The sequence below is a fragment of the Pantoea sp. 1B4 genome (assembly GCF_016925765.1).
Taxonomy (GTDB): Bacteria; Pseudomonadota; Gammaproteobacteria; order Enterobacterales; family Enterobacteriaceae; genus Pantoea; species Pantoea agglomerans.
Map to the genome: position 1 here is coordinate 3,661,434 of NZ_JAEUWZ010000001.1, position 22,857 is coordinate 3,684,290.

Annotated in this window: 16 protein-coding genes and 3 pseudogenes; 10 read left to right on the top strand and 9 right to left on the bottom strand. The window is 57.6% G+C overall.

The window, feature by feature from the left end:
- Positions 1 to 45 precede the first annotated feature (45 nt).
- Positions 46 to 621, top strand: coding sequence for a Fe-S biogenesis protein NfuA (nfuA, locus tag JNO11_RS17655; protein ID WP_010253194.1), 576 nt, complete (start codon positions 46 to 48; stop codon positions 619 to 621).
- A gap of 35 nt (positions 622 to 656) precedes the next feature.
- Here nfuA and malQ read toward each other — a convergent pair whose 3' ends face one another.
- The 5 genes from malQ to glpE all read right to left on the bottom strand — a co-directional run bounded on the left by malQ (position 657) and on the right by glpE (position 7,276).
- Complete coding sequence (gene malQ, locus JNO11_RS17660; RefSeq protein ID WP_325177540.1) at positions 657 to 2,738, bottom strand: 4-alpha-glucanotransferase; 2,082 nt, start codon at positions 2,736 to 2,738, stop codon at positions 657 to 659.
- Positions 2,739 to 2,747: 9 nt separating this feature from the next.
- Positions 2,748 to 5,153 (bottom strand): maltodextrin phosphorylase, encoded by a 2,406-nt coding sequence (gene malP / locus JNO11_RS17665; RefSeq protein ID WP_064691040.1) that lies wholly within the window; start codon positions 5,151 to 5,153, stop codon positions 2,748 to 2,750.
- Between the two features lie 155 nt (positions 5,154 to 5,308).
- A complete protein-coding gene (locus JNO11_RS17670) occupies positions 5,309 to 6,067 on the bottom strand; it encodes a DeoR/GlpR family transcriptional regulator (RefSeq protein WP_010253201.1) in 759 nt (252 codons plus the stop codon).
- Between the two features lie 31 nt (positions 6,068 to 6,098).
- Positions 6,099 to 6,920: a rhomboid family intramembrane serine protease GlpG gene (gene glpG / locus JNO11_RS17675; RefSeq protein ID WP_010671549.1), complete on the bottom strand. Its 822-nt coding sequence runs from the start codon at positions 6,918 to 6,920 to the stop codon at positions 6,099 to 6,101.
- Between the two features lie 29 nt (positions 6,921 to 6,949).
- Positions 6,950 to 7,276 (bottom strand): thiosulfate sulfurtransferase GlpE, encoded by a 327-nt coding sequence (gene glpE / locus JNO11_RS17680; RefSeq protein WP_033759026.1) that lies wholly within the window; start codon positions 7,274 to 7,276, stop codon positions 6,950 to 6,952.
- A 228-nt stretch (positions 7,277 to 7,504) separates the two neighbouring features.
- On the opposite strand from glpE, the gene glpD reads away from it, so the two are divergent.
- The 9 genes and pseudogenes from glpD (at position 7,505) to mdcH (ending at position 16,457) form a co-directional block, all read left to right on the top strand.
- Positions 7,505 to 9,010 carry a glycerol-3-phosphate dehydrogenase gene (gene glpD / locus JNO11_RS17685; RefSeq protein WP_010671548.1) on the top strand — a complete coding sequence of 502 codons (1,506 nt, stop codon included), beginning with the start codon at positions 7,505 to 7,507 and terminating at the stop codon, positions 9,008 to 9,010.
- Between the two features lie 382 nt (positions 9,011 to 9,392).
- A complete protein-coding gene (gene mdcA / locus JNO11_RS17690; protein WP_010253213.1) occupies positions 9,393 to 11,048 on the top strand; it encodes a malonate decarboxylase subunit alpha in 1,656 nt (551 codons plus the stop codon).
- Positions 11,048 to 11,909, top strand: a pseudogene (locus JNO11_RS17695) (triphosphoribosyl-dephospho-CoA synthase). The gene mdcA and the pseudogene JNO11_RS17695 overlap by 1 nt, the downstream one beginning before the upstream one ends.
- A gap of 8 nt (positions 11,910 to 11,917) precedes the next feature.
- On the top strand, positions 11,918 to 12,217 hold the full coding sequence (gene mdcC / locus JNO11_RS17700) for a malonate decarboxylase acyl carrier protein (protein WP_010253220.1): 300 nt from the start codon (positions 11,918 to 11,920) through the stop codon (positions 12,215 to 12,217).
- Positions 12,210 to 13,043 carry a biotin-independent malonate decarboxylase subunit beta gene (locus JNO11_RS17705; protein ID WP_031592682.1) on the top strand — a complete coding sequence of 278 codons (834 nt, stop codon included), beginning with the start codon at positions 12,210 to 12,212 and terminating at the stop codon, positions 13,041 to 13,043. Before mdcC ends, JNO11_RS17705 begins: the two co-directional genes overlap by 8 nt.
- A complete protein-coding gene (gene mdcE / locus JNO11_RS17710) occupies positions 13,043 to 13,843 on the top strand; it encodes a biotin-independent malonate decarboxylase subunit gamma (RefSeq protein ID WP_115387102.1) in 801 nt (266 codons plus the stop codon). The genes JNO11_RS17705 and mdcE overlap by 1 nt, the downstream gene beginning before the upstream one ends.
- 133 nt (positions 13,844 to 13,976) lie before the next feature.
- Positions 13,977 to 14,936: an AEC family transporter gene (locus JNO11_RS17715; RefSeq protein WP_010253228.1), complete on the top strand. Its 960-nt coding sequence runs from the start codon at positions 13,977 to 13,979 to the stop codon at positions 14,934 to 14,936.
- Between the two features lies 1 nt (position 14,937).
- Positions 14,938 to 15,558 carry a malonate decarboxylase holo-ACP synthase gene (locus JNO11_RS17720; protein ID WP_325177541.1) on the top strand — a complete coding sequence of 207 codons (621 nt, stop codon included), beginning with the start codon at positions 14,938 to 14,940 and terminating at the stop codon, positions 15,556 to 15,558.
- Positions 15,555 to 16,457, top strand: a complete 903-nt coding sequence (gene mdcH / locus JNO11_RS17725; protein ID WP_010253234.1) for a malonate decarboxylase subunit epsilon — start codon at positions 15,555 to 15,557, stop codon at positions 16,455 to 16,457. Before JNO11_RS17720 ends, mdcH begins: the two co-directional genes overlap by 4 nt.
- On the opposite strand, the gene JNO11_RS17730 is transcribed toward mdcH, so the two are convergent.
- From JNO11_RS17730 to glgC, 4 genes and pseudogenes are all read right to left on the bottom strand, one after another.
- Complete coding sequence (locus JNO11_RS17730) at positions 16,438 to 17,373, bottom strand: LysR family transcriptional regulator (RefSeq protein WP_010253237.1); 936 nt, start codon at positions 17,371 to 17,373, stop codon at positions 16,438 to 16,440. The genes mdcH and JNO11_RS17730 overlap by 20 nt on opposite strands.
- Before the next feature lie 222 nt (positions 17,374 to 17,595).
- Positions 17,596 to 20,044 (bottom strand): annotated as a pseudogene (gene glgP / locus JNO11_RS17735) (glycogen phosphorylase).
- 19 nt (positions 20,045 to 20,063) lie between these two features.
- Positions 20,064 to 21,497, bottom strand: a complete 1,434-nt coding sequence (gene glgA / locus JNO11_RS17740) for a glycogen synthase GlgA (protein WP_010253243.1) — start codon at positions 21,495 to 21,497, stop codon at positions 20,064 to 20,066.
- A 63-nt stretch (positions 21,498 to 21,560) separates the two neighbouring features.
- Positions 21,561 to 22,853, bottom strand: a pseudogene (gene glgC / locus JNO11_RS17745) (glucose-1-phosphate adenylyltransferase).
- Between the last annotated feature and the right edge of the window lie 4 nt (positions 22,854 to 22,857).

A 22,857-nucleotide genomic window follows, 5' to 3' on the forward strand; every position in this document is an offset into this window, starting at 1 on the left:
GGCGTATTATAACCAACTAAATTAGTCAACTATTGAGCAATCGACATGATCCGAATTACTGACTCTGCCCAGGAACATTTTTCTAAACTGCTATCCAAACAAGAAGATGGCACCCAGATTCGCGTATTCGTGATTAACCCGGGTACGCCAACAGCCGAGTGTGGCGTCTCTTACTGTCCGCCCGATGCCGTTGAAGCTACTGACACCGAACTGAAGTTCGAAAAGCTCTCTGCTTACGTTGATGAACTGAGCAAGCCGTATCTGGAAGATGCTGAAATTGACTTCGTTACCGACAATCTTGGTTCACAGCTGACGCTGAAAGCGCCGAATGCCAAAATGCGTAAAGTCTCTGATGATGCGCCAATGGTTGAGCGCGTTGAGTATCTGCTTCAGGCGCAGATCAACCCACAGCTGGCCGGCCATGGCGGTCGCGTGTCGCTGATGGAGATCACCGATGAGGGCTACGCCATTCTGCAGTTTGGCGGCGGCTGTAACGGCTGTTCGATGATCGACGTGACCCTGAAAGATGGTATCGAGAAAGAGCTGCTGGCCGCCTTCCCGGAACTCAAAGGCGTGCGGGATATTACTGAGCATCAGCGCGGTGAACACTCGTTCTACTGATGATTAAGCGCGGCAGCCTGGCTGCCGCGCTTCTGTTATTGCTCTTTCTGTCCTGACTGACGCTGCTGGCTGACCACCTTCAGCAGTGCATTCACTTCCTTGTCCGCAAAGATCTCCTCCAGCGTTTTGCTCAGCTTGCGTCGCCAGTTAGGGTACTGCTCCACCGTGCCCGGGACGTTGACCGGCGTGGTCATGCCAAGCCAGTCCTCAGGCTGCAGGCCAAGCAGCGCACTGTCGGTATCCGCCAGGAAGCGATGTATTGCCCGATTCAGCGCAGGCGTCATGGTGAGCTTCTCTGCCTTCTTCTGGCTGCGTGCCGGTAAGGCGCCCGCCTGATGAAGCGCATCCAGCAGCGCCTGCTTCTGCGCGGCGCGCTGCTGATGTAACGCTTTCACCGCATCGCCCGGATAGAGGCCAATCTTCTCACCCAGCGCCAGGTCGCCCTGCTCCCAGAAGCCGGTCAGCGTAGGCAGATCGTGCGTGCTGGCGCTGGCGATAGACTGGCGCGGATAGTCCTGCGGCGCGCGATAGCGCTCATCCTTCTCCTGCTCAAACCAGAGCACCTTCCATGAAAAGACGCCACTTTTACGCAGCAGGCTGACAATCTCCTGGGGCACAGTGCCAAGGTCTTCACCAATCACCATGCAGCGCAGCCGGTGGCTCTCCAGCGCCAGGATACCCAGCAGATCGTTGACCGGATAGGCCACATAGGCGCCTTTATCCGCCGTCTCCCCGGCAGGCACCCACCACAGACGCAGCAGTGACATCACGTGATCGATGCGCAACGCGCCGCAGTCGCGCATATTGGCGCGCAGCATGTCGATAAATGGCTGGTAGCCGCGCGCCTTCATTACATGCGGATCCATCGGCGGTAAGCCCCAGTTTTGTCCCAGCGGACCGAGGCGGTCAGGCGGCGCACCCACCGAGGCCTTGAGGCGGTAAAGCTCCGGGTCGTGCCAGGTTTCCGCGCTGCCTTCCGCCACGCCCACTGCCAGGTCACGATAGAGTCCGACGCTCATGCCCAGCGCCTGACTGTGCGTCCAGCAGCCAGAGAACTGCTGCTGCGCCAGCCATTGCAGCCACTGCCAGAAAGCGATCTCCTCTTCATGCTGTGCACACCACTGCTGCACCTCCGGCAACTGGCTGTTGCGCCACCCTTCCGGCCACGCAGGCCAGCCGCCCTGCTGCGCCTTGTCTGCCCGCCGCTCCAGCTGTATGCCGTCGTAGGCGGCCTGATAACGCAGGCTGTCGCCGCCTTCATGCACAAAGGCCGCCCAGGATTGATGCTCTTCGCTCTGGCTGTCTCGCGTCTGAAAGTGTGCCCAGGCGTGCCGCAGCGCAGCGAGCTTAAGCGCCATTACGGCCTCGTAGTCAACCAGCTCCGCCTCACGCGCTTTGGTCAGCGCCTTCCGGGTTCTGGCGCTGTTCCACCACTTCTGTGCCGCCGCGCTTTGCTGAAAATCGGCCACCTGACTGACGTCGATATAGATTACGTTCAGCCAGCGGCGCGACGACGGGCTATACGGACTGGCGAAACCGGCGCTGGCGGGATAGAGCGCATGCAGCGGATTCAGCCCGACGAAATCGCCACCGCGTTCAGCCAGTTGCACCAGCAGCTGATCGAGATCGCCGAAGTCGCCGATGCCCCAGTTCTGTTCAGAGCGCACGGTGTAGAGCTGCACCAGCGCACCCCAGCGTTTTTCCCCCGCCTCCAGCGGCGGAGGCAGATAGCAGCGGCGCGGCGCGACGATAATCCGCGTCTGCCAGCTTTTTTTGCCCTTACTGAGTGTGAGCTGGTGGTACCCCTGCGCCAGCGGGCCAGGCAGTGTAAAAGGCTCACTGGCGGTTAACTCGCCGCTGTGCTGTTTGCCGTTTTCAGTCTGCAACTGCCAGCGGTAAACGCCGCTGCCCTGTGGCGTCAGCTGTCGCTTGCCACTGCCGCTGAACACCGCGACCGGCGGCAGCGGCGATTTTTTTGCGTCCTGCGGATCATCCATCACCGCCAGCAGCGCCTGCAGGGTCTCATCGCTGATCGCCTCTTTCTCGCCATTGACGTTGATGTAGTCCAGTGAAATTCCCGCGGCACGGGCGGCCTGACCGAGTGAATGTTGCTTCATTGCTGCTCCTTAGCGCGGTGCCTGCCAGATACGTTGCTGATAGTCACGAATTGACCGGTCCGAACTGAACATGCCGGTTCGTGCCGTATTGAGGATGGCGGCGCGGGTCCAGCCTTCCGGGTCGCGCCACAGGGCTTCCACCCGTTGCTGCGCCTCGATATAGGCCTGGAAATCGGCCAGCACCAGCCAGGGATCGCCATGTTTCGTCAGGCTCTCCAGCATCAGGTCAAACGCATGTTTATCCCCGTTGCTGAATTTGCCCTTCTCCAGCGATTTCAGTAGATCGTCCAGCGGCTTGTTCTGCTTACGCACCTTTTTCGGGTTATAGCCTTTCGCCTTGAGCGCTTTGACCTCATCCACGGTGTGACCAAAGATAAAGATATTCTCCTCACCCACCTGTTCGGCAATCTCGACATTGGCGCCATCCAGCGTGCCAATCGTCAGCGCACCGTTCAGCGCCAGCTTCATGTTGCCGGTGCCGGAGGCTTCATATCCGGCGGTGGAGATCTGCTCTGAGAGATCGGCCGCCGGGATCATCAGTTCGGCCACGGTGATGCGGTAGTCCGGGATAAACACCACTTTAAGTCGGTCACCGACGCGTGGATCGTTGTTCACCACCTCCGCCACCTTGTTAATGGCGTAAATGATATTTTTGGCGAGGTAATAACCCGGCGCGGCTTTGGCACCGAACAGGAACACCCGTGGCGTAAAGGTGACATCCTCCGGGTTATGACAGATTTTCTGATAGCAGTAGAGGATATGCAGCAGGCTGAGGTGCTGGCGCTTGTACTCATGCAGCCGTTTGATCTGCACATCGAACAGCGCGGCCGGGTTCACGATAATCCCCGTGTGGCGGGCGATATACTCCGTAAGCTGCGCTTTGTTCTGCTGTTTGATGCTGCGATAGCGCTGACGAAACGCCTGATCGTCGGCATACGCCTCCAGACCGCTTAACGCCTCAAGGTTATTGGCCCACTCGGTTTTCAGCGTCTCATCAATCAGCCCGGCCAGCGCCGGATTACACTGCTTCAGCCAGCGGCGCGGCGTGATGCCGTTGGTGACGTTGTGGAATTTCTGCGGCCAGAGCTGGTGATATTCCGGGAAAAGATCGCTGACCACCAGACTTGAGTGCAGCGCCGCCACGCCGTTGACCGCAAAGCCGCTGACGACGCAGAGATTCGCCATCCGCACCTGACCGTCAGCGACCACCGCCAGCTTGTGCCACATCGCTTTGTCATCCGGCCAGCGCTGCTTCACCTGCTTTTTCAGCCGCTGGTTGATCTCTTTGATGATCAGCATATGGCGCGGCAGCAGACTGCGCATCAGCTTCTCATCCCAGCGCTCCAGCGCCTCCGGCATCAGCGTGTGGTTGGTGTAGGCAAACAACCGGCTGGTGATCTGCCACGCCTCATCCCAGCTCAGCTGATGCTCATCCAGCAACACGCGCAGCATCTCCGGGATGGCGATGGTGGGATGTGTATCGTTGAGCTGAATCACTTCGAAGTCAGGCAGGCTGTGAATGCTGCGTCCCGCCAGATGGTGACGACGCAGGATATCCGCCACCGCACAGGCGCACTGGAAATATTGCTGCATCAGGCGCAGCCGCTTGCCGGCCTGATGGTTGTCATTGGGATAGAGCACTTTGGTCAGTTTTGCCGCCTCGATGCCCGGCTGCTCCGCCTGCAGAAAATTGCCGTCATTAAACGCCGTGAGATCAAAAGGATGCGCACTCACTGCCTGCCACAGACGCAGCGGCAGCGTAACGCCGTTGCGGTAGCCGGTTACCGGCAAATCCCAGGCCTCGCCGCGCAGCGTAAAATCGGGCAGCCAGCGTACACCGCCGTTTTCCTGCTTTTCTACCCGGCCACCCATCGCGACTTCCACATCCAGCGCCGCGTTATGGCGGAACCAGGGATAGCGTTCACGCTGCCAGTCATCGGGCGCTTCAATCTGCTGACCATCATCGAAAGACTGGCGGAACAGGCCATACTGGTAGTTCAGTCCGTGGCCGGTGGCGGACTGCCCCACCGTTGCCATCGAATCCATGTAGCAGGCGGCCAGTCGTCCCAGCCCGCCGTTGCCCAGCGCCGGATCGACCTCCTGCTCCAGCAGTTCCGTTAAATCGAACTCGTGCTCAGCCAGCGCCGCTTTGACATCGTTATACCAGCCGAGATTGAGCAGGTTGTTGCCGGTCAGACGGCCAATCAGAAACTCCATCGAGAGGTAATTAACGTGACGCTGCTGCACAGCCGGACGCGGTGCCGGTTGTGCGTCCAGTAGCTCCGCCAGCGCCGCGCTGACCGCCTGCCACGCCTGGTGCGGGGTCATCTGCTGGGCGGAACGGAGACTTAACTGTTGCCACTGGCGGGTAAAGGCGGCATTAAAACGGGCTTTATTAAATTTTTGCTGCGGCATATCACTCCCTTCTGTTACGCAATGAGGTGAAGCAAAAATAGAAAGCGCACGGGCTGGCAACCGGGTGCCAGCAACCGTTAAGTAAAGACGGGAGTGAGGAAAAAAGCGACAGCAATCAAAGAAAAACGCCAGCCGGGAGGCTGGCGTGGCAGAAATCAGCAGAGTTCGAGGTGAACCTCATGCTGCTCAATCACCTTCATTACGCTGGCAGGCGGCGTTTTGTCCGTGTAGAGGTAGTCAAGCAGACTCATGTTGCCGAGGTTGACCATGGCGTTACGGCCAAACTTCGAGTGATCCACCACCAGCATCACGCAGCGTGAATTTTCAATGATGGCGCGCTTGGTGCGGACTTCGTGATAGTCAAACTCCAGCAGCGAACCATCCATATCGATGCCGCTGATCCCCAGAATGCCGTAGTCGAGCCGGAACTGAGAAATGAAGTCGAGCGTCGCTTCACCCATTACCGCGCCATCGCGGGTCCGCACTTCACCGCCCGCGATAATGACCCGGAAATCGGGTTTATCCATCAGCAGCATGGCGACGTTAAGGTTATTGGTGACCACGCGCAAATCGCTGTGGTTGAGCAGCGCATGCGCCACCGCTTCCGGCGTGGTGCCGATATCGATAAACAGCGTAGCACCATCCGGGATCTGGCTGGCCACGCGCTGGGCAATCCGCGCTTTTTCCGCTGACCACATCATTTTACGGTCGTGCCAGGCGGTATTCTCAGAGCTGGAGGGAAGCGCCGCGCCGCCGTGGTGACGCTGAATTTTGTTCTGATCGGCCAGATCGTTGAGATCGCGACGAATGGTTTGCGGGCTGACCTCAAAATGATCCACCAGCTCCTCAGTACTGACATATCCCTGACGACGGACTAAATCGATAATCGCGTCATGACGTTGCGTCTGCTTCACGTTCCTCTCCTGTTAACCCGCATAATCCTGTCTAACGACGCGTGACTTTACGCGTATCCACCAGCGCCATCGCCAGTCCGACCACCAGACCGGCGACGTGCGCCGCGTTGGCAATAGCCAGACCAAAGACGCCAAACCAGCCAATCACCAGCCAGACCAGCGCAAAACCGATCAATCCCCGTTCAAGATAGACGCCGCTGTCGGGATCGCGCTCCCCGCGCAGCCAGCAGTAACCCATCAGGGCATAGACCACGCCCGACAGGCCACCAAACCAGATGCCGCTGAACTTCGCCTGCAGCCAGCCGCTGAGCAGAGCCGAAATCAGCAGGATGACAAAGAGTTTGCCGCTGCCAAGTCGCTTCTCAACCGCGCCGCCCAGATACCACCACCACATCAGATTAAACAGAATGTGCAGCAGTGAAAAGTGCAGCAGCGCATGGCTGAACCAGCGCCAGACCTGAAGATGCTGATCGGCATCCGGCCAGGAGAGCCAGGCCATCACGGTACGATCGCCCATGACCTGCATCAGAATAAATATCGCGATACAGAGCACCATCAGCGTCATGGTCAGCGGACCGGCACGCTCACGGATATTCGCCCAGATATTGCTGCGCTCATAGCGCAGGCCACTGTCAGTTTTTCCGCTGTGCCAGCTGGCGGCCTGATAACGCGGATGGTTAGGGTCGTGCAAAAACTGCTGAAGTTCGTTTTCGACCAGTGAAATCTTGCTCTCATCATCCAGCATGATGACGTAGTGATTTTCATGCTCAATACGCAGCGTGATGCCCCGCGTCGCCATGTAGTCAACAAAGGCCTGCGCCATGCGGGGCTGATTAAATTGGGTAATGCGCATCAGTAACTCTCCATGTGACGAGCGGCAATCTATTCGCTGCCGAGGGCAACCTGCTGAGGAAAGGCAGCACGCCAGGCATCAAAGCCGCCATCAATGCTGTACGCCGCGCTGAAGCCCTGTCCCAGCAGATATTGTGCCGCGCTTTTGCTGCTGTTGCCGTGATAGCACATCACCAGCACCGGCAGGCTGTGATCGGCACCACTGACAAAATCGCTGAGGTTGGTGTTGGTCAGATGCAACGCACCGGCCGCATGACCCAGGGCATAACTTTGCGGATCGCGGATATCTACCAGCAGCGCACCCTGCGCCAGACGCGCCTGCGCCTGCTGCACATCAATACATTCGAACGTTTCCATGGGATCTCTCATAACAGCGTCACAATAGCGCGTAGTGTAACCCGAGAATCCACGCCGATAACCTGACAATCGTTACGGCTATCGGTTTTTTTTGGTGGGCAGAATGTTAGCTATATCACGCAAAAATGTTTTTACCTGGTTAAAAGCTGGCGTCAATGTTGGTTTGCGATTATGATTATGCTCGAAAACGAACATTAGTGAACTATTCCGAACATCGGAGGAGATGACGTGGAAACCAAAGACCTGATCGTGATCGGCGGCGGCATCAACGGTGCCGGCATTGCAGCAGATGCTGCAGGACGCGGACTGTCGGTGTTAATGCTGGAGGCGCGGGATCTGGCTTGCGCGACCTCCTCTGCCAGTTCAAAACTGATTCACGGCGGCTTGCGCTACCTTGAACATTACGAATTCCGTCTGGTCAGTGAAGCACTGGCCGAGCGTGAAGTGCTGCTGAAAATGGCTCCGCATCTGGCGTTCCCGATGCGCTTCCGTCTGCCGCACCGTCCGCATCTGCGTCCGGCGTGGATGATTCGCACCGGCCTGTTTATGTATGACCATCTTGGCAAGCGTACCAGTCTGCCAGGCAGTAAAAGTTTGCGATTTGGCGCGGATTCGGCCCTGAAGCCGGAAATTACGCGCGGATTCGAATATTCTGACTGCTGGGTCGATGATGCCCGCATGGTGGTACTGAACGCACAGGAAGTCGTGAAGCGTGGCGGCGAAGTCCGTACCCGCACCCGCGTGACCCGTGCCTGGCGTGAAGGCGGCCTGTGGAAGGTCGAAGCGGAAGATGTCGACAGCGGTAAAACCTTTACCTGGCAGGCGAAAGGCCTGGTCAATGCTGCCGGCCCGTGGGTCAAACAGCTGTTCGACGACAGCCTGAAGCTGAAATCGCCTTACGGTATTCGCCTGATCAAGGGCAGCCACATCGTGGTGCCACGCGTCCATACCGAAAAGCAGGCTTACATTCTGCAGAACGAAGATAACCGCATCGTGTTTGTCATCCCGTGGATGGATGAGTTCTCTATCATCGGTACCACCGACGTCGAGTACAAAGGCGATCCGAAAAACGTCAATATTGATGACAGCGAGACCGACTATCTGCTGAAAGTGTTCAACGGACACTTTAAAAAGCAGCTGACCGCTGACGATATCGTCTGGTCCTATTCCGGTGTCCGTCCGCTGTGTGATGACGAATCCGATTCGCCACAGGCGATCACCCGTGATTACACCCTGGATGTGCGCGACGATAATGGTCAGGCTCCGCTGCTGTCGGTGTTTGGCGGCAAGCTGACCACCTACCGTAAGCTGGCAGAACATGCGCTGGAGAAACTGGCGAAGTACTACCCGAACGCGGGCCCGGCATGGACGAAGAACTGCGTGTTGCCAGGCGGAAATATCTCCGGCACCCGTGAAGATTATGCGGCCAGCCTGCGTCGTCGCTATCCGTTTATCAGTGAAAATATGGCGCGCCACTTCTCGCGCACCTACGGCAGCAGCACTGAAACCCTGCTGGCTGGCGCGAAAAGCCTGGACGATCTGGGCGAGAACTTCGGTCACGAGTTTTACGAAGCAGAATTACGCTACCTGGTGCAGCATGAGTGGGTTCGTGAGCTGGATGATGCTATCTGGCGTCGTACCAAACAGGGCATGTGGCTGACCAAAGAGCAGCAGGCGCGAGTCACCGAGTGGCTGGCAGCGAAAGCTAAACCCGCCCTGTCGCTGGCATCATAAACGGACAGTAACTAACTAAAGAATCAGAAAGCAGGCTTCGGCCTGCTTTTTTTATGTCTGCGATAGCGGGTCGGTGAATCCGGGTGCTGATCCAACAGGTTGCGCTTTTCAGCGTGTAGCAGAGTTTATTTTTGTAGGACGAACTTTTTTATTAAAAATGCCAGGCTCAAACCATTTTTTATACAGAAATCCGTTTATGCGATCACATTTTTGGTCAGCGCCTAAACTCAACTCTTTCTGCTTCGCATATCAAAACGTTCACATCCTATTGTTACTGTAAATATAACGTTCAGGCTTTTTGCTTAATTGAACGACGTCATCAGAAAGCACAAACTTTCCTCAGTAAAAACGAAACAACCGTTATTTTAATCAGGAGGTTGAAATGAACACAGGCCAAACGCCTGCCCGGGAATGGAACACACGCCGCAGTGAAAAAGCGCGTCGTCTGGCATCCTTCCCTGTTGATGGCAAAGTCATTCCTACTGAAAGAGCTGTAGAAGCATTTGAAAAACTGATTGCACCGGGCGACCGGGTGGTACTGGAAGGGAATAACCAGAAGCAGGCCGATTTTTTATCACGTACCCTGGCTGAGGTTAATCCGGCGATAGTACACGACCTGCATATGATTATGCCGAGCGTGGGTCGCAGTGAGCATCTGGATATTTTCGAAAAAGGCATTGCGCGTAAACTCGACTTCTCTTTTTCCGGTCCGCAAAGTCTGCGTATTTCTCAGTTGTTAGAAGATGGTCAGCTGGAAATAGGCGCAATCCACACCTATATCGAACTCTATTCCCGCCTCTATGTCGATCTGAGTCCAAACGTCGCGCTGATTGCCGGTTATAAAGCTGACCGCAAAGGCAACCTCTACACCGGCCCGAGTACGGAAGATACGCCTGCCCTGGTGGAAGCCGCCGCGTTCCGTGACGGTATCGTGATTGCCCAGGTAAATGAGCTGGTCGATGACGAGACCGACCTGCCCCGCGTCGATATTCCTGGCTCCTGGATCGATTACATCGTCGTAGCCGATAAACCTTTCTTTATCGAACCGCTGTTTACCCGCGATCCGCGCCTGATTAAGCAGGAACATATCCTGATGGCGATGATGGCGATTAAAGGCATTTACGCCGAACATCAGGTGCAGTCACTTAACCACGGTATCGGTTTTAATACCGCCGCGATCGAACTGCTGCTGCCTACCTACGGCGAACAACTCGGCCTGAAAGGCAAAATCTGTAAGCACTGGACCCTTAACCCGCATCCGACGCTGATTCCGGCGATTGAGAGCGGCTGGGTTGAGAGCGTGCACTGCTTCGGTGGCGAACTGGGCATGGAAGAGTACATTCGCGCCCGTCCCGATATCTTCTTCACCGGCAGCGACGGCTCTATGCGCTCTAACCGCGCCTTCTGTCAGCTGGCAGGTCAGTATGCGGTGGATATGTTTATCGGCGCCACCCTGCAGGTCGATGGCCTGGCAAACTCCTCAACCGTGACCCGCGGTCGCCTTTCCGGATTCGGCGGTGCGCCTAATATGGGCCACGATCCGCACGGCCGACGTCATGCCACGCCTGCATGGCTCAATATGATCACCGAACCGGATCCGATGCAGCGCGGTAAAAAACTGGTGGTTCAGATGGTGGAAACCTTCCAGGCCGGTGCCAAACCGACCTTTGTTGAAACGCTTGATGCCGTTGAAGTGGCGAAATCGACCGGTATGCCGCTGGCACCCGTGATGATCTATGGCGATGACGTCACCCACGTGCTGACCGAAGAGGGTATTGCCTATCTCTATCGCGCGGAAAGCCTTGAAGAGCGCCGTGCGATGGTCGCTGCGGTAGCCGGCATCACCGATATCGGCCTTGGCGTCGATGCGGCGCGCGTGGCGGCCCTGCGTAAAAGCGGCAAAGTGGTCTATCCGGAAGATATGGGCATTCGTCGTTCAGATGCGACCCGCTCACTGCTCGCCGCCAGCAGCGTCTCTGACCTGGTGGAATGGTCGGGTGGTCTTTATAACCCACCGGCAAAATTCCGGAGCTGGTAATGAAACTTCTGTCGCAGACTCAAACCGAGGCGCAGGCCAGCCAGCTGGCGACGATTGCGCGCGATTGTCTGACCGATGAAGCGCGGCTAAGCCCCAAGCCGGGTCTGGTAGACAGTCGGGGGGAACGGCGCGCATCAGGATCTGACGCTGGCGCTGATGGAGCGTTCCGCTCACAGCCTTGTGCCGACCTTTCTGGCGCTGGCCCGTCACAGCTGGCTGCGCCCTGCTGATATTGCCCTGCGCGAAACGGTGGGTCGGCTGGGCCGTGACGGTGAACAGCAGATGATGGCGGCAACCGGCGGCGTCAACACCCATCGGGGTGCGATCTGGGCGCTGGGACTGCTGGTCAGTGCTGCAGCCATGCACGGTGGCGCGGCCAGTGCCGACCAGCTGACCCGCACCGCAGCCGCGCTGGCCAGCCTGCCCGACCGCGCCGCACCAAAACTGTTCAGCAAAGGGTTAAAAGCGACGCACCGCTATCAGGTGCCCGGCGCACGCGAAGAGGCGCAACAGGCGTTTCCTCACGTGATGAAGCTGGCGCTGCCACAACTGATGACCAGTCGTGCAACGGGTGCCAGTGAAAATGAAGCCCGCCTTGATGCGCTGATGGCGATCATGACCTCGCTCAGCGATACCTGCGTGCTGTCACGGGCCGGTATGACCGGACTGAAAGCGATGCAGCAGGGAGCACGCGCCGTGCTGCTGTCTGGCGGCTGTCGCACAGCAGGCGGCCAGAAGGCGCTGGCGCAGCTCGATCAGCGCATGCTGTCGCTCAACGCTTCGCCTGGCGGGGCCGCCGATTTGCTGGCCGCGACGCTGTTCATTGATCGGGTCTGTTCACCTGAACATTCTTATTTCTAGAGGCCATTATGGAACACATCACATTATCTTTACCTGCTAACCGCTCACTCAGCGGTAAAGCTCTGGCAGGGGTCGTTGGTTCCGGTGATATGGAAGTGCTGTACACCGCAACTGAAGGACAAACGCTTAGCATTGATATCACCACCTCACTGGATAACAGCGACGCCCGCTGGAAGGCGCTGTTTGACCGCCTGAATTTAACCAACGGTCTGCCTGCCGGAAAGCTGATTATTCACGATTTCGGCGCGACACCCGGCGTAGCGCGTATCCGTATTGAACAGGTTTTTGAGGAGGTGAGCCATGCGTAACGATGCCAGTTTTATTGAATTACGCGCCCGTGAGCGCGCCCGTGCACTGCTGGACGACGGCAGCTATCGCGAACTGCTGGATCCTTTCGAAGGCATCATGTCGCCGTGGCTGGCCCCGCAGGGTGTGGTGCCGCAGTCAGATGACGGCATGGTGGTGGCACGCGGCACGCTGAACGGTCAGCCTGCGGTGGTTATCGCCATTGAAGGCACCTTCCAGGGTGGCAGCATGGGCGAAGTCTCCGGTGCCAAAATGGCGGCGGCGCTGGAACTGGCAGCCGAAGACAATCGCAATGGAATACCCACTCAGGCGGTGCTCTGCCTGGAAACCGGCGGCGTGCGTTTACAGGAAGCAAATCTGGGGCTGGCGGCGATTGCCGATATTCATGCCGCGATTGTCGATCTGCGCCGCTATACCCCGGTTATCGGCATTATTGCCGGTACCGTCGGCTGCTTTGGCGGGATGTCCATCGCCGCTGCGCTGTGCAGCTACCTGATTGTGACGCGTGAAGCGCGCCTGGGGCTGAACGGTCCGCAGGTGATTGAGCAGGAAGCGGGCATTGAAGAGTATGACTCGCGCGATCGCCCGTTTATCTGGAGCATGACTGGCGGTGAAATCCGCTACGCCAGCGGCCTGGTCGATGCGCTGGTCGGTGATGGCGTCAATGCGGTTAAGAGTGCGATGAATGACTGCATCGCCAAAGGCGTTCCGGCGCAGCACCGCAGCGATAAATATGCCGATTTCCTGCCACGTCTGACACAGTTCGACACCCGTCAGCAGGCGGACACGGCGCAGATTAAACAGCTTTTCGCCCGGGAGGATAAATAATGACCCAGACAAACAGCCGCGGTGCAACCTGGCTGGAAAAACTTGCACCTGATGCGCAGCGCCTCAGCGGCCTGTGCGCCTCTGTCCAGGTGGCGGACGGCCAGCTCAATGGCGAAAGCGTGCGCTTTATCGCCGTGGTGCCCGATGCACAAAACCACTATCCGCGTGCCGCGCAGGGCGAAGTCGGTCTGCTGGAAGGCTGGACGCTGGCGAAAGTGGTGAATGAAACGCTGGAAGAGGACAAGAACAGCGACGTGAAACGCCCGATTGTGGCGGTGATCGACGTGCCGAGTCAGGCCTATGGCCGTCGCGAAGAGGCGTTCGGTATTCATCAGGCGCTGGCCGGGGCTGCGGGCGCTTATGCCAAAGCACGCCTTGCGGGTCATCCGGTGATTGGGCTGATTGTTGGCAAAGCGATGTCTGGTGCCTTCCTGGCGCACGGTTATCAGGCCAACCGCCTGATTGCGCTCAACGATCAGGGTGTGCTGGTGCACGCGATGGGTAAAGAGTCCGCCGCGCGTATCACGCTGCGTTCCGTGGAGGCGCTGGAGAAACTGGCGGCGACCATTCCGCCGATGGCCTATGACGTCAGCAACTTCCATACGCTGGGTCTGCTCTCCGATCTGCTGAACGTGGCTAATCCTGATGCGCCTTCTGACGCCGATGTGGCGATGGTCGAGATCGCCTTGCAGAAAGCCATTAGCGATGCGCGTCAGGATCCGAGCCTGAAAAACCGGCTGGGCGCATCCAATCGCCACAGCTCCTCCCTGGTTCGCGAGCGGATGCGCGCAACTTGGTAATTAAATAAAAAAATAAACCTGCCGAAACCGGTCTGACGGGGCGCATTGCTAAGTGCGCCCCGGGGCAGTGGCCGTGTTCAGAATTATAAACATCGCTGTTAACAGAAAATTCTTTCTTAAATACAGGTGATTTATGATTTATATAATTGTTCATGCCCTTGCTCCGATTTTTGTCATCATGCTTCTGGGTTTCTGGGCCGGTAAGGCCGGAATGGTCAACAACAAAGACGTCTCTCTGCTGAATATTTTCGTCATGGATTTTGCGCTGCCCGCCGCGCTGTTCAGTGCCACGGTACAAACGCCCTGGCCGGGCATCGTGGCGCAATGGCCGCTGATTGTGGTTATTACCGGCGCAATGTGGATTACCTATGGAGCTGTCTATTTCGCGGCTACAAAAGTTTTCAAAAAGTCACCGCAGGATGCGGCTGTGCTGACACTGACTGTGGCGCTGCCAAATTACGCCGCGCTGGGCCTGCCCATTCTGGCCAGCGTACTGGGTGAAAATGGCGCCACCTCGCTCTCGGTAGCGGTCTCCATCGCCTGTGGTTCAGTGCTGCTTACACCGCTTTGCCTGCTGATTCTGGAACGTGAAAAAGCGTTTGCCGACGGCACCGAACACGGTTCAACCCTGACCATGCTGCCGATTCTGATGTGGCGTTCAGTGAAAAAACCGATCGTACTGGGACCGTTGATTGGCGTGGTGTTATCAGCGCTGGGCGTTAAAATGCCTGATCTGGTGCTGGCCGCCATCAAACCGCTGGGTCTGGCTGCCACCGCCGCTGCACTCTTCCTGACCGGTGTCATCCTGTCGGCACGCAAACTGAAACTCAACGCGGTGGTGGGCGTCGGCACGGTAACTAAACTGCTGATTCAGCCCTTTATCGCCTGGGGTCTGGTACTTGCATTGGGTCTCAGCGGTCCGGTGGCAATTACCGCCATTCTGATGATTGCGCTCTCCGCCGGTTTCTTCGGGGTGGTGTTTGGCAACCGCTTTGGCGTGCAGTCGCCGGATGCAGAGGCTGTGCTGCTGCTCAGCTCTATTCTCTGTATTTTGTCATTACCGCTGTTCATTACGCTGACATCAGGAATGTAATATGAGCTCTGTACCGCGCCCCCACGATCTGCTCTGGCTGCGAGACGGCAACGCCTTAGCCGCCATCAGTGAGAGCTGGGTCAGTCAGTTCTGGCATCCCGGCCTTCCGGTCGTGGTTCGGCGCGACCGGAGCGAAACCGGGCTGATACCGGTGGGTGTGCGCGGCGAGCGCCGCGAACAGCGCGCCGCCGGATGGGTCAATGCAGCGGATATCGTTCGCGTTGTCACGCCGGAGATGCTGGCGGCGCGTGCGCAGTTGCTTGCCTCGCCGTTTACCGCTTATGCGCCGGTCGGCGCGGCGATTGCCCTCAGTGAGCACGACTGGCCGTGGCGCTGGGGCATTACCGGCAGTACCGGTTACGCACTGGCAACTCAGCAACCCACGCTGCATGCCGCCAGCGATCTTGATTTAGTTATTCGCGCGCCAGAGCCGCTGGCGCGCGATACGCTGCAACGCTGGCAGGCGCAAACCGACACGCTGGCCTGCCGGGTCGATACGCAGGTAGAAACGCCGTCCGGCGCGTTTGCCCTCATCGAATGGCTGCGTGAAGGCCGCGCGCTAGTTAAAACCGTTACCGGGCCGATACTGACCGCTTCACCCTGGAGCAGGGAGCTACAATGAAAATACTCTTTACCTTTCCCGGCCAGGGCACTCAGCGTGCCGGGATGTTACAGCACCTTCCCGACGGCGACGCCCTGTTAAACAGCGTGCGTGCAGTGCTGGGCGACGAGACTGACCAGCTCGACAGTGCCGATGCACTGCGCCACACGCGCGCCGTGCAGCTCAGTCTGCTGATTTGCGGTGTCGCCTGGGCGCGCGAGCTGATTCGCCGTGGGGTGAAACCCGATATCGTCAGCGGTCTGTCGATTGGTGCGTTTCCTGCTGCGGTGATTTCCGGCGCGCTGGATTTCAGTGATGCTTTGCGGCTGGTGGCGCTGCGCGGCGATCTGATGGAGCAGGCTTATCCGGAGGGATATGGCCTGACCGCCATCACCGGCCTGACGCTGAGTCGTCTGGAAAAACTGCTGCCCGGCAGCAACACCTATATTGCCAACCTGAATGCGGAAACGCAGATTGTGATTGCTGGCCGCGACGAGGATATGGCGGTAGTCGCGCAGAAAGCGCTGGATGCCGGTGCCAGCAAAGCGATTAAACTCGCGGTGAGCGTGCCGTCGCACTGCGCGCTGCTGGATAAGCCCGCCGCAGAACTGGCGCGCGCGTTCGGGTCCGTCAGCCTTTCCCGTCCCCATTGCGCTTACCTCAGCGGTTCAACCGGACGCGTGATTTGGGAGCCGGAGAAGATTGCCGACGATCTTGCCTTTAATATGGCGCGTACGGTGCAGTGGAATGATGCGATGGTTTCAGCCAATCAGCGCGATGCCCGACTGGCGATTGAGATGCCGCCTGGCAATGTGCTGACCGGCCTGACGCTTCAGGCGGGCTGGCAGGGCGACGCGATTTGTCTGGAGCGCAACAGCGTTGAGGTTGCACTCCATCTGGTTAAACGGCTGAGTCAGTAAGGCTGCGGGCGTACATCCGCCCTTCTGCCGCCAGTGCCAGCAGGTCATTATCCCGTTCGCGGCGATGTGAGTAGACAATCGAGATCTGCTGACGCATCTGGTAAGGCTCAGCGAGCGTCAGCAGCTGAATGTTGTTTTCATACACCTTCTTCATCCGTCCCGGGATCAGTGCCAGGCCGACGCCCGCCTGTACCAGGCTTATCATCGAGAAGATGTCATTCACCTGGGTGACCATGCGCGGTTCAAATCCGGCTATCTGGAACGCCTCCTGCGAACCGGCATAGGTGGCAAACCCCTCAGCCAGCGAGACAAAATCACGGTCGGCATAATCACGCAGATCCACCGGACCAGCTCCGTCCCGCGTCTCACCGGCCGGTGTGGCCAGAAAGATCCTGTCCTCAAACAGCGGAATCACATCAAAATGCGCGTCGCTGAGTTCGCCGTCATCGGTGGCGATCAGAATCGCATCCAGCGCGTCATCTTCCAGCATATTCAGCAGCATTTGATTAGAACCCATGGTCAGATCGAGCTCCAGCGTGGGCCGACGCAGCTTCATGCCCATGATCAGCCGGGGAATGGTCTCCAGCGTCAGGGAGTAGAGCGTGCCAAGTCGCAGACGCCCTCCGCCGATGCCTGCGACTTTGCGCGCCTCTTCAATGCCTTTGCCCATCAGGGTGGTCACATCGCGACAGTAGTCCAGCAGTGTCCAGGCGGCAGGCAGCGGCACCAGGTTGCGGCCCTTGTGGATAAACAGCGGGCAGTCGATGCCCTCTTCCAGCGTATGCAGTGCGCGATGCACGCTGACGCTGCTCAGCGCCAGCGCTTCCGCCGTACGGGCGATATTGCCCTTGCTCATAAACATCATGAAGACGCTGAGTTTACGGAAGGTAATTTCCTGGTTGATGTTGTCACTCATTGCTGCTGTTGCCTGTAGGGTCATTTTGCTTTCCCGCATAGTAGCGATTCTCAGCCAGGGTGTAATGATCTGGCTCGCACAAGAGGCACTTACGGAGGCAGAGGCGATAAGAGGCTGAACCTGCTGAAAGAGGTGCGGGATAGACGGTGAGCAAAGAGAGCACAGGAGAGTGCGGCCGATCCCTCGGCCGCAAAGAAAGTCAGAAACCTGACTGCACGCGCCTTACAACCTTACTGGCGAGATATTCCAGATCTCATCAGCGTACTCCTGAATCGTACGGTCCGACGAGAAGTAGCCCATTCCGGCGATGTTTTTAGCCGCGCGGCGTTGCCACTCATCCGGTTTACGGTAGAGCGCATCCACTTTATCCTGGGTATCCACATAGCTGCGATAATCCGCCAGCAACTGGTAGTGATCGCCGAAGTTGACCAGTGAATCGAACAGATTGCGGTAGCGGCCCGGATCCTGCGGACTGAACAGACCGGAAGCAATCTGAGTCAGCACCTGATGCAGCTCTTCATCCTTTTCATAATAGTCACGCGGGTTATAGCCCCCCTTTACGCAGGGCTTCGACCTGCGGCGTGGTATTACCGAAAATGAAGATGTTCTCTTCACCAACGTGATCCAGCATTTCAACGTTGGCCCCATCCAGCGTACCGATGGTCAGCGCGCCATTCAGCGCAAACTTCATATTACTGGTGCCGGACGCTTCCGTCCCTGCGGTAGAGATCTGCTCAGAGAGATCAGCCGCCGGAATAATGATCTGCGCCAGGCTCACGCTGTAGTTCGGGATGAAGACCACCTTCAGTTTGTTCTTCACCTGCGGATCGTTGTTGATCACATTGGCGACATCGTTGATCAGATGAATGATGTGCTTGGCAACGTAATAAGCCGACGCCGCTTTACCGGCAAAAATATTGACGCGTGGCACCCAATCCGCCTGCGGATCGGCCTTGATACGGTTGTATCGGGTGATCACATGCAGCACGTTGAGCAACTGGCGTTTGTACTCGTGAATGCGCTTGATCTGCACATCAAACAGCGCGTTCGGGTCGAGCACCACGTCCAGATTCTTCGCCACCCAGTCGGCCAGCCGACGCTTGTTCTGATACTTGGCGACCGCCACTTTTTCAATAAACGCCGGATAGTCGATCTGCGCCTTCAGCTCCCCCAGCTGGCTGAGATCGGTGCGCCAGTTGCGGCCAATCTCCTCATCCAGCACCTCTGACAGCGCCGGGTTCGCCAGCGCCAGCCAGCGACGCGGAGTGACGCCATTGGTTTTGTTACAGAAGCGACCAGGGAACAGGCGGGAGAAATCGGCAAACAGCGACTGTACCATCAGGTTGGAGTGCAGCTCCGAAACGCCGTTTACTTTGTGGCTGACCACCACCGCCAGCCAGCCCATGCGTATCCGGCGGCCATCGTTTTCGTCGATGATCGAAATGCGCGACAGCAGATCCAGGTCATCGGGATAGTGATCCTGAATGGTCTTAAGGAAGAAGTCGTTAATTTCAAAAATAATGCTGAGGTGACGCGGCAGGATCTTGCCGATCATATCGACCGGCCAGGTTTCCAGCGCTTCGGTCATCAGCGTATGGTTGGTGTAGGAGAAGACCTGACAGCAGACGTCAAAAGCGTTGTCCCAGCTGAATTTATGATCGTCGATCAGCAGACGCATCAGTTCGGGGATCGCCAGCACCGGATGGGTATCATTCAGGTGAATAGCGATTTTATCCGCCAGGTTGTCCCAGGTCTGATGCATCCGCCAGTGACGATTCAGAATGTCCTGCACCGTCGCGGAGACCAGGAAATATTCCTGACGCAGGCGCAGCTCGCGGCCTGAGTAGGTCGAATCATCCGGATAGAGCACGCGCGACACGTTCTCGGAGTGGTTTTTATCTTCCACCGCCGCAAAGTAGTCGCCCTGGTTGAACTTGCCGAGGTTGATTTCGTTGCTGGCCTGCGCGCCCCACAGCCGTAAGGTGTTGGTAGCGTCGGTGTCAAAGCCCGGAATGATCTGGTCATAGGCCATCGCCAGGATCTCTTCGGTCTCCAGCCAGCGCACTTTCGCACCTTCGTGCTGGACGCGGCCACCAAAGCGCACTTTGTAACGGGTATTGAAACGCTGGAATTCCCACGGATTACCATATTCAAGCCAGTAATCCGGCGACTCTTTCTGCTCACCTTCCACAATGTTCTGTTTGAACATGCCGTAATCATACCGGATGCCATAGCCACGGCCCGGCATGCCCAGCGTCGCCAGCGAGTCGAGGAAACAGGCCGCCAGGCGACCCAGACCACCGTTGCCCAGCCCCGGATCGTTTTCTTCTTCCATCAGCTCGGCCAGATCCAGTCCCATCTCATCCAGCGCCTGGTTGAGATCGTCATAAATCCCCATCGCCAGCAGCGCATTGCCCAGCGTGCGGCCCATCAGGAACTCCATCGACAGGTAATAGACCTGCCGGACATCCTGAGAAAGCTGAGCACGGCTGGAACGCAGCCAGCGCTCCACCATCCGGTCGCGCACCGCCAGCAGCGAGGCGTTAAGCCACTCATGCTTATTGGCGATAGAGGGATCTTTGCCGATGGTAAACATCAATTTATAGGCAATCGAATGCTTTAAGGCATCAACCGTCAACGTTGGTGAGGCGTAAGTGAAAGGTGCATTCATATCCAGTTTTCCCAATCCGTTACATCAAACGTTGGTAGAGATCACGGTAGGCTTGTGCTGCCACCTGCCAGCTAAAGTCCATCGCCATTGCCTGCCGCTGAACATAGCGCCAGAGCGAAGGACGGGACCACAACACAAACGCGCGCCGGATAGCTCGAAGCAGTGACCAGGCGTTTGCATCTTCAAAACTGAATCCACTGGCGATGCCGTCGGCCAGATTCTCCAGTGAGCTGTCATTCACGGTATCGGCCAGCCCGCCGGTGCGGCGCACTAACGGCAACGTACCATACTTGAGGCCATAAAGTTGTGTCAGACCGCAGGGCTCAAAGCGACTCGGCACCACAATCACGTCTGCGCCGCCGACAATGCGGTGTGAGAACGCTTCGTGGTAGCCGATCTGCACGCCGACGCTGCCTGGATGCTCTGCTGCCGCCGCCAGGAAGCCCTGCTGCAGTTCAGCATCGCCCTGGCCCAGCAGCACCAGTTGACCGCCCTGCGCCAGCAAGCCGGGCAGCGCCTCCAGCACCAGGTCCAGCCCTTTCTGTTTGGTCAGACGGCTGATCACGCAGAACACCGGCGCTTTATCATCCACCTTCAGACCCATCGCCACTTGCAGCTGGCGTTTGTTCTCCGCTTTCGCTTCCAGCGTGTCGCGGTTATAACGCGCGCTGAGCAGCAGATCGTGCGCCGGATCCCAGATAGAGGGATCAACGCCGTTGAGAATGCCGCTAAGACGGCCTTCACGCATCCGCTGTGCCAGCAGGGTTTCCATGCCGTAAGCATATTCGGCAGAGGTAATTTCATGGGCGTAAGTCGGGCTGACCGCCGTGATATGGTCGGCGTAAAAAAGTCCCGCTTTCAGGAAGGAGATCTGACCGAAAAACTCCAGCCCGTGCATGTTAAAGAATGACCATGGCAGGCCAATCTCTTCCATGTGGTGCGCCATGAACAGCCCCTGATACGCCAGGTTGTGCACGGTGAAGACCGATTTAGCCGGACGACCACGCGCTTCCAGATAGGCGCAGGTCAGGCCTGCGTGCCAGTCATGGGCATGCACAATATCGGGACGCCACATCGCGTCCATGCCGCACGCCAGTTCACAGCCAACCCAGCCCAGCAGCGCAAAGCGCAGATAGTTGTCGACATACGCAAACTGCGATTCGTCATGGTAAGGACTACCCGGACGATCGTAGAGGCCGGGAGCATCAATCAAGTAGATGCCCACACCGTTAAATTCACCAAATAGCAGACGTACATGACCGGCAAATGTTTCTCGCTCTGTCACGACCTGGAGATCAGGTATGCCTTTGCGCAATGCGGGAAAAGCGGGCAGTAGTACCCGCGTATCCGTGCCGCCCGCAATTTGTGCCTGAGGTAATGCCCCGACTACATCAGCCAGTCCGCCCGTTTTTAGCAGCGGGAAAAGTTCCGAACAGACATGTAAAACCTGCATCCTCGACCTCATTAAGTTATCCGACACGCTCCGCGTGCCGATTGCGTAAGTTTCGCTTATCGCTTACAGCCCCGCTTTGGCCAGCCTGGCCAGCATGGCGCGGGTTACCAGTACGATGCCTTCATCCGAACGGTGAAACCGGCGACTGTCTTCATCCGGGTTTTCGCCAATGACCATGCCTTCCGGTAACTCGCAGGCACGATCAATGACGCAGCGACGCAGACGACACGATCGGCCCACTACCACATCAGGCAGCAGTACAGTTGAATCTATATTGCAAAAAGAGTTAACGCGTACCCGCGGGAACAGCACCGAATTGACCACCACTGAACCGGAGATGATGCAGCCCCCCCGAGACCAGCGAGTTCATGGTCATCCCGTGACTGCCGGAACGATCCTGAACAAATTTGGCCGGCGGCAGCGGCTCCATGTGGGTACGAATCGGCCAGGTGACGTCATACATATCGAGTTCAGGCATCACCGATGCCAGGTCGAGATTGGCGCGCCAGTAGGCTTCCAGCGTCCCGACGTCGCGCCAGTAAGGCGGCGCATTGTCATCGTTCTGTACGCAGGAGAGCGCAAAGGAGTGCGCATAGCCTTCGCCGCTTGCCACGATTTTCGGCAGGATATCTTTGCCGAAGTCGTGGTTAGAGCCTGGCGTCTGCAGATCCTCTTCCAGCAGTTCATAGAGATAGTCTGCGTTGAAAACGTAGATCCCCATGCTGGCGAGCGCCTGAGTGTCATCACCCGGCATGGTGGGCGGTTTCGCGGGTTTCTCCACGAAGTCGATCACCATGTTCTCTTCGTCCACCGCCATCACGCCAAACGCCGTGGCTTCATGCACCGGCACCGGTAAACAGGCGATGGTACATTTCGCCTCGTTGACCACGTGATCCAGCAGCATGCGTGAATAATCCATCTTATAAATGTGGTCCCCGGCAAGGATCACGATGTACTGCGCCTGATAGCGGCGAATCACATCAAGGTTTTGCGTCACGGCATCGGCCGTCCCGCGATACCACTGTTCGGTCGAAAATCGCTGCTGCGCTGGCAGCAAATCGACAAACTCATTCATCTCTTCATTGAAGATCGACCAGCCACGCTGGATGTGCTGAGTCAGGGTATGAGACTGATACTGAGTAATCACGCCAATCCGTCGGATACCGGAGTTGACGCAGTTGGAGAGGGCAAAGTCGATAATGCGGAACTTGCCGCCGAAATGCACCGCCGGTTTGGCACGTTTGGCCGTTAAATCGACCAGGCGCGTGCCGCGTCCGCCGGCGAGGATCAGAGCAACCGTCTGTGTAGGAGCTGGCGGGCCAGCATCAGGTGATCTGTTCTATCTAACTTAACCATGTCT

Bases quoted from the DNA above. Each gene is read 5' to 3' on its own strand.
- nfuA (WP_010253194.1), top strand. From the start codon at position 46: ATGATCCGAATTACTGACTCTGCCCAGGAACATTTTTCTAAACTGCTA.
- malQ (WP_325177540.1), bottom strand. From the start codon at position 2,738: ATGAAGCAACATTCACTCGGTCAGGCCGCCCGTGCCGCGGGAATTTCA.
- malP (WP_064691040.1), bottom strand. From the start codon at position 5,153: ATGCCGCAGCAAAAATTTAATAAAGCCCGTTTTAATGCCGCCTTTACC.
- glpG (WP_010671549.1), bottom strand. From the start codon at position 6,920: ATGCGCATTACCCAATTTAATCAGCCCCGCATGGCGCAGGCCTTTGTT.
- glpE (WP_033759026.1), bottom strand. From the start codon at position 7,276: ATGGAAACGTTCGAATGTATTGATGTGCAGCAGGCGCAGGCGCGTCTG.
- mdcA (WP_010253213.1), top strand. From the start codon at position 9,393: ATGAACACAGGCCAAACGCCTGCCCGGGAATGGAACACACGCCGCAGT.
- mdcC (WP_010253220.1), top strand. From the start codon at position 11,918: ATGGAACACATCACATTATCTTTACCTGCTAACCGCTCACTCAGCGGT.
- JNO11_RS17705 (WP_031592682.1), top strand. From the start codon at position 12,210: ATGCGTAACGATGCCAGTTTTATTGAATTACGCGCCCGTGAGCGCGCC.
- mdcE (WP_115387102.1), top strand. From the start codon at position 13,043: ATGACCCAGACAAACAGCCGCGGTGCAACCTGGCTGGAAAAACTTGCA.
- JNO11_RS17715 (WP_010253228.1), top strand. From the start codon at position 13,977: ATGATTTATATAATTGTTCATGCCCTTGCTCCGATTTTTGTCATCATG.
- JNO11_RS17720 (WP_325177541.1), top strand. From the start codon at position 14,938: ATGAGCTCTGTACCGCGCCCCCACGATCTGCTCTGGCTGCGAGACGGC.
- mdcH (WP_010253234.1), top strand. From the start codon at position 15,555: ATGAAAATACTCTTTACCTTTCCCGGCCAGGGCACTCAGCGTGCCGGG.
- JNO11_RS17730 (WP_010253237.1), bottom strand. From the start codon at position 17,373: ATGAGTGACAACATCAACCAGGAAATTACCTTCCGTAAACTCAGCGTC.
- glgA (WP_010253243.1), bottom strand. From the start codon at position 21,497: ATGCAGGTTTTACATGTCTGTTCGGAACTTTTCCCGCTGCTAAAAACG.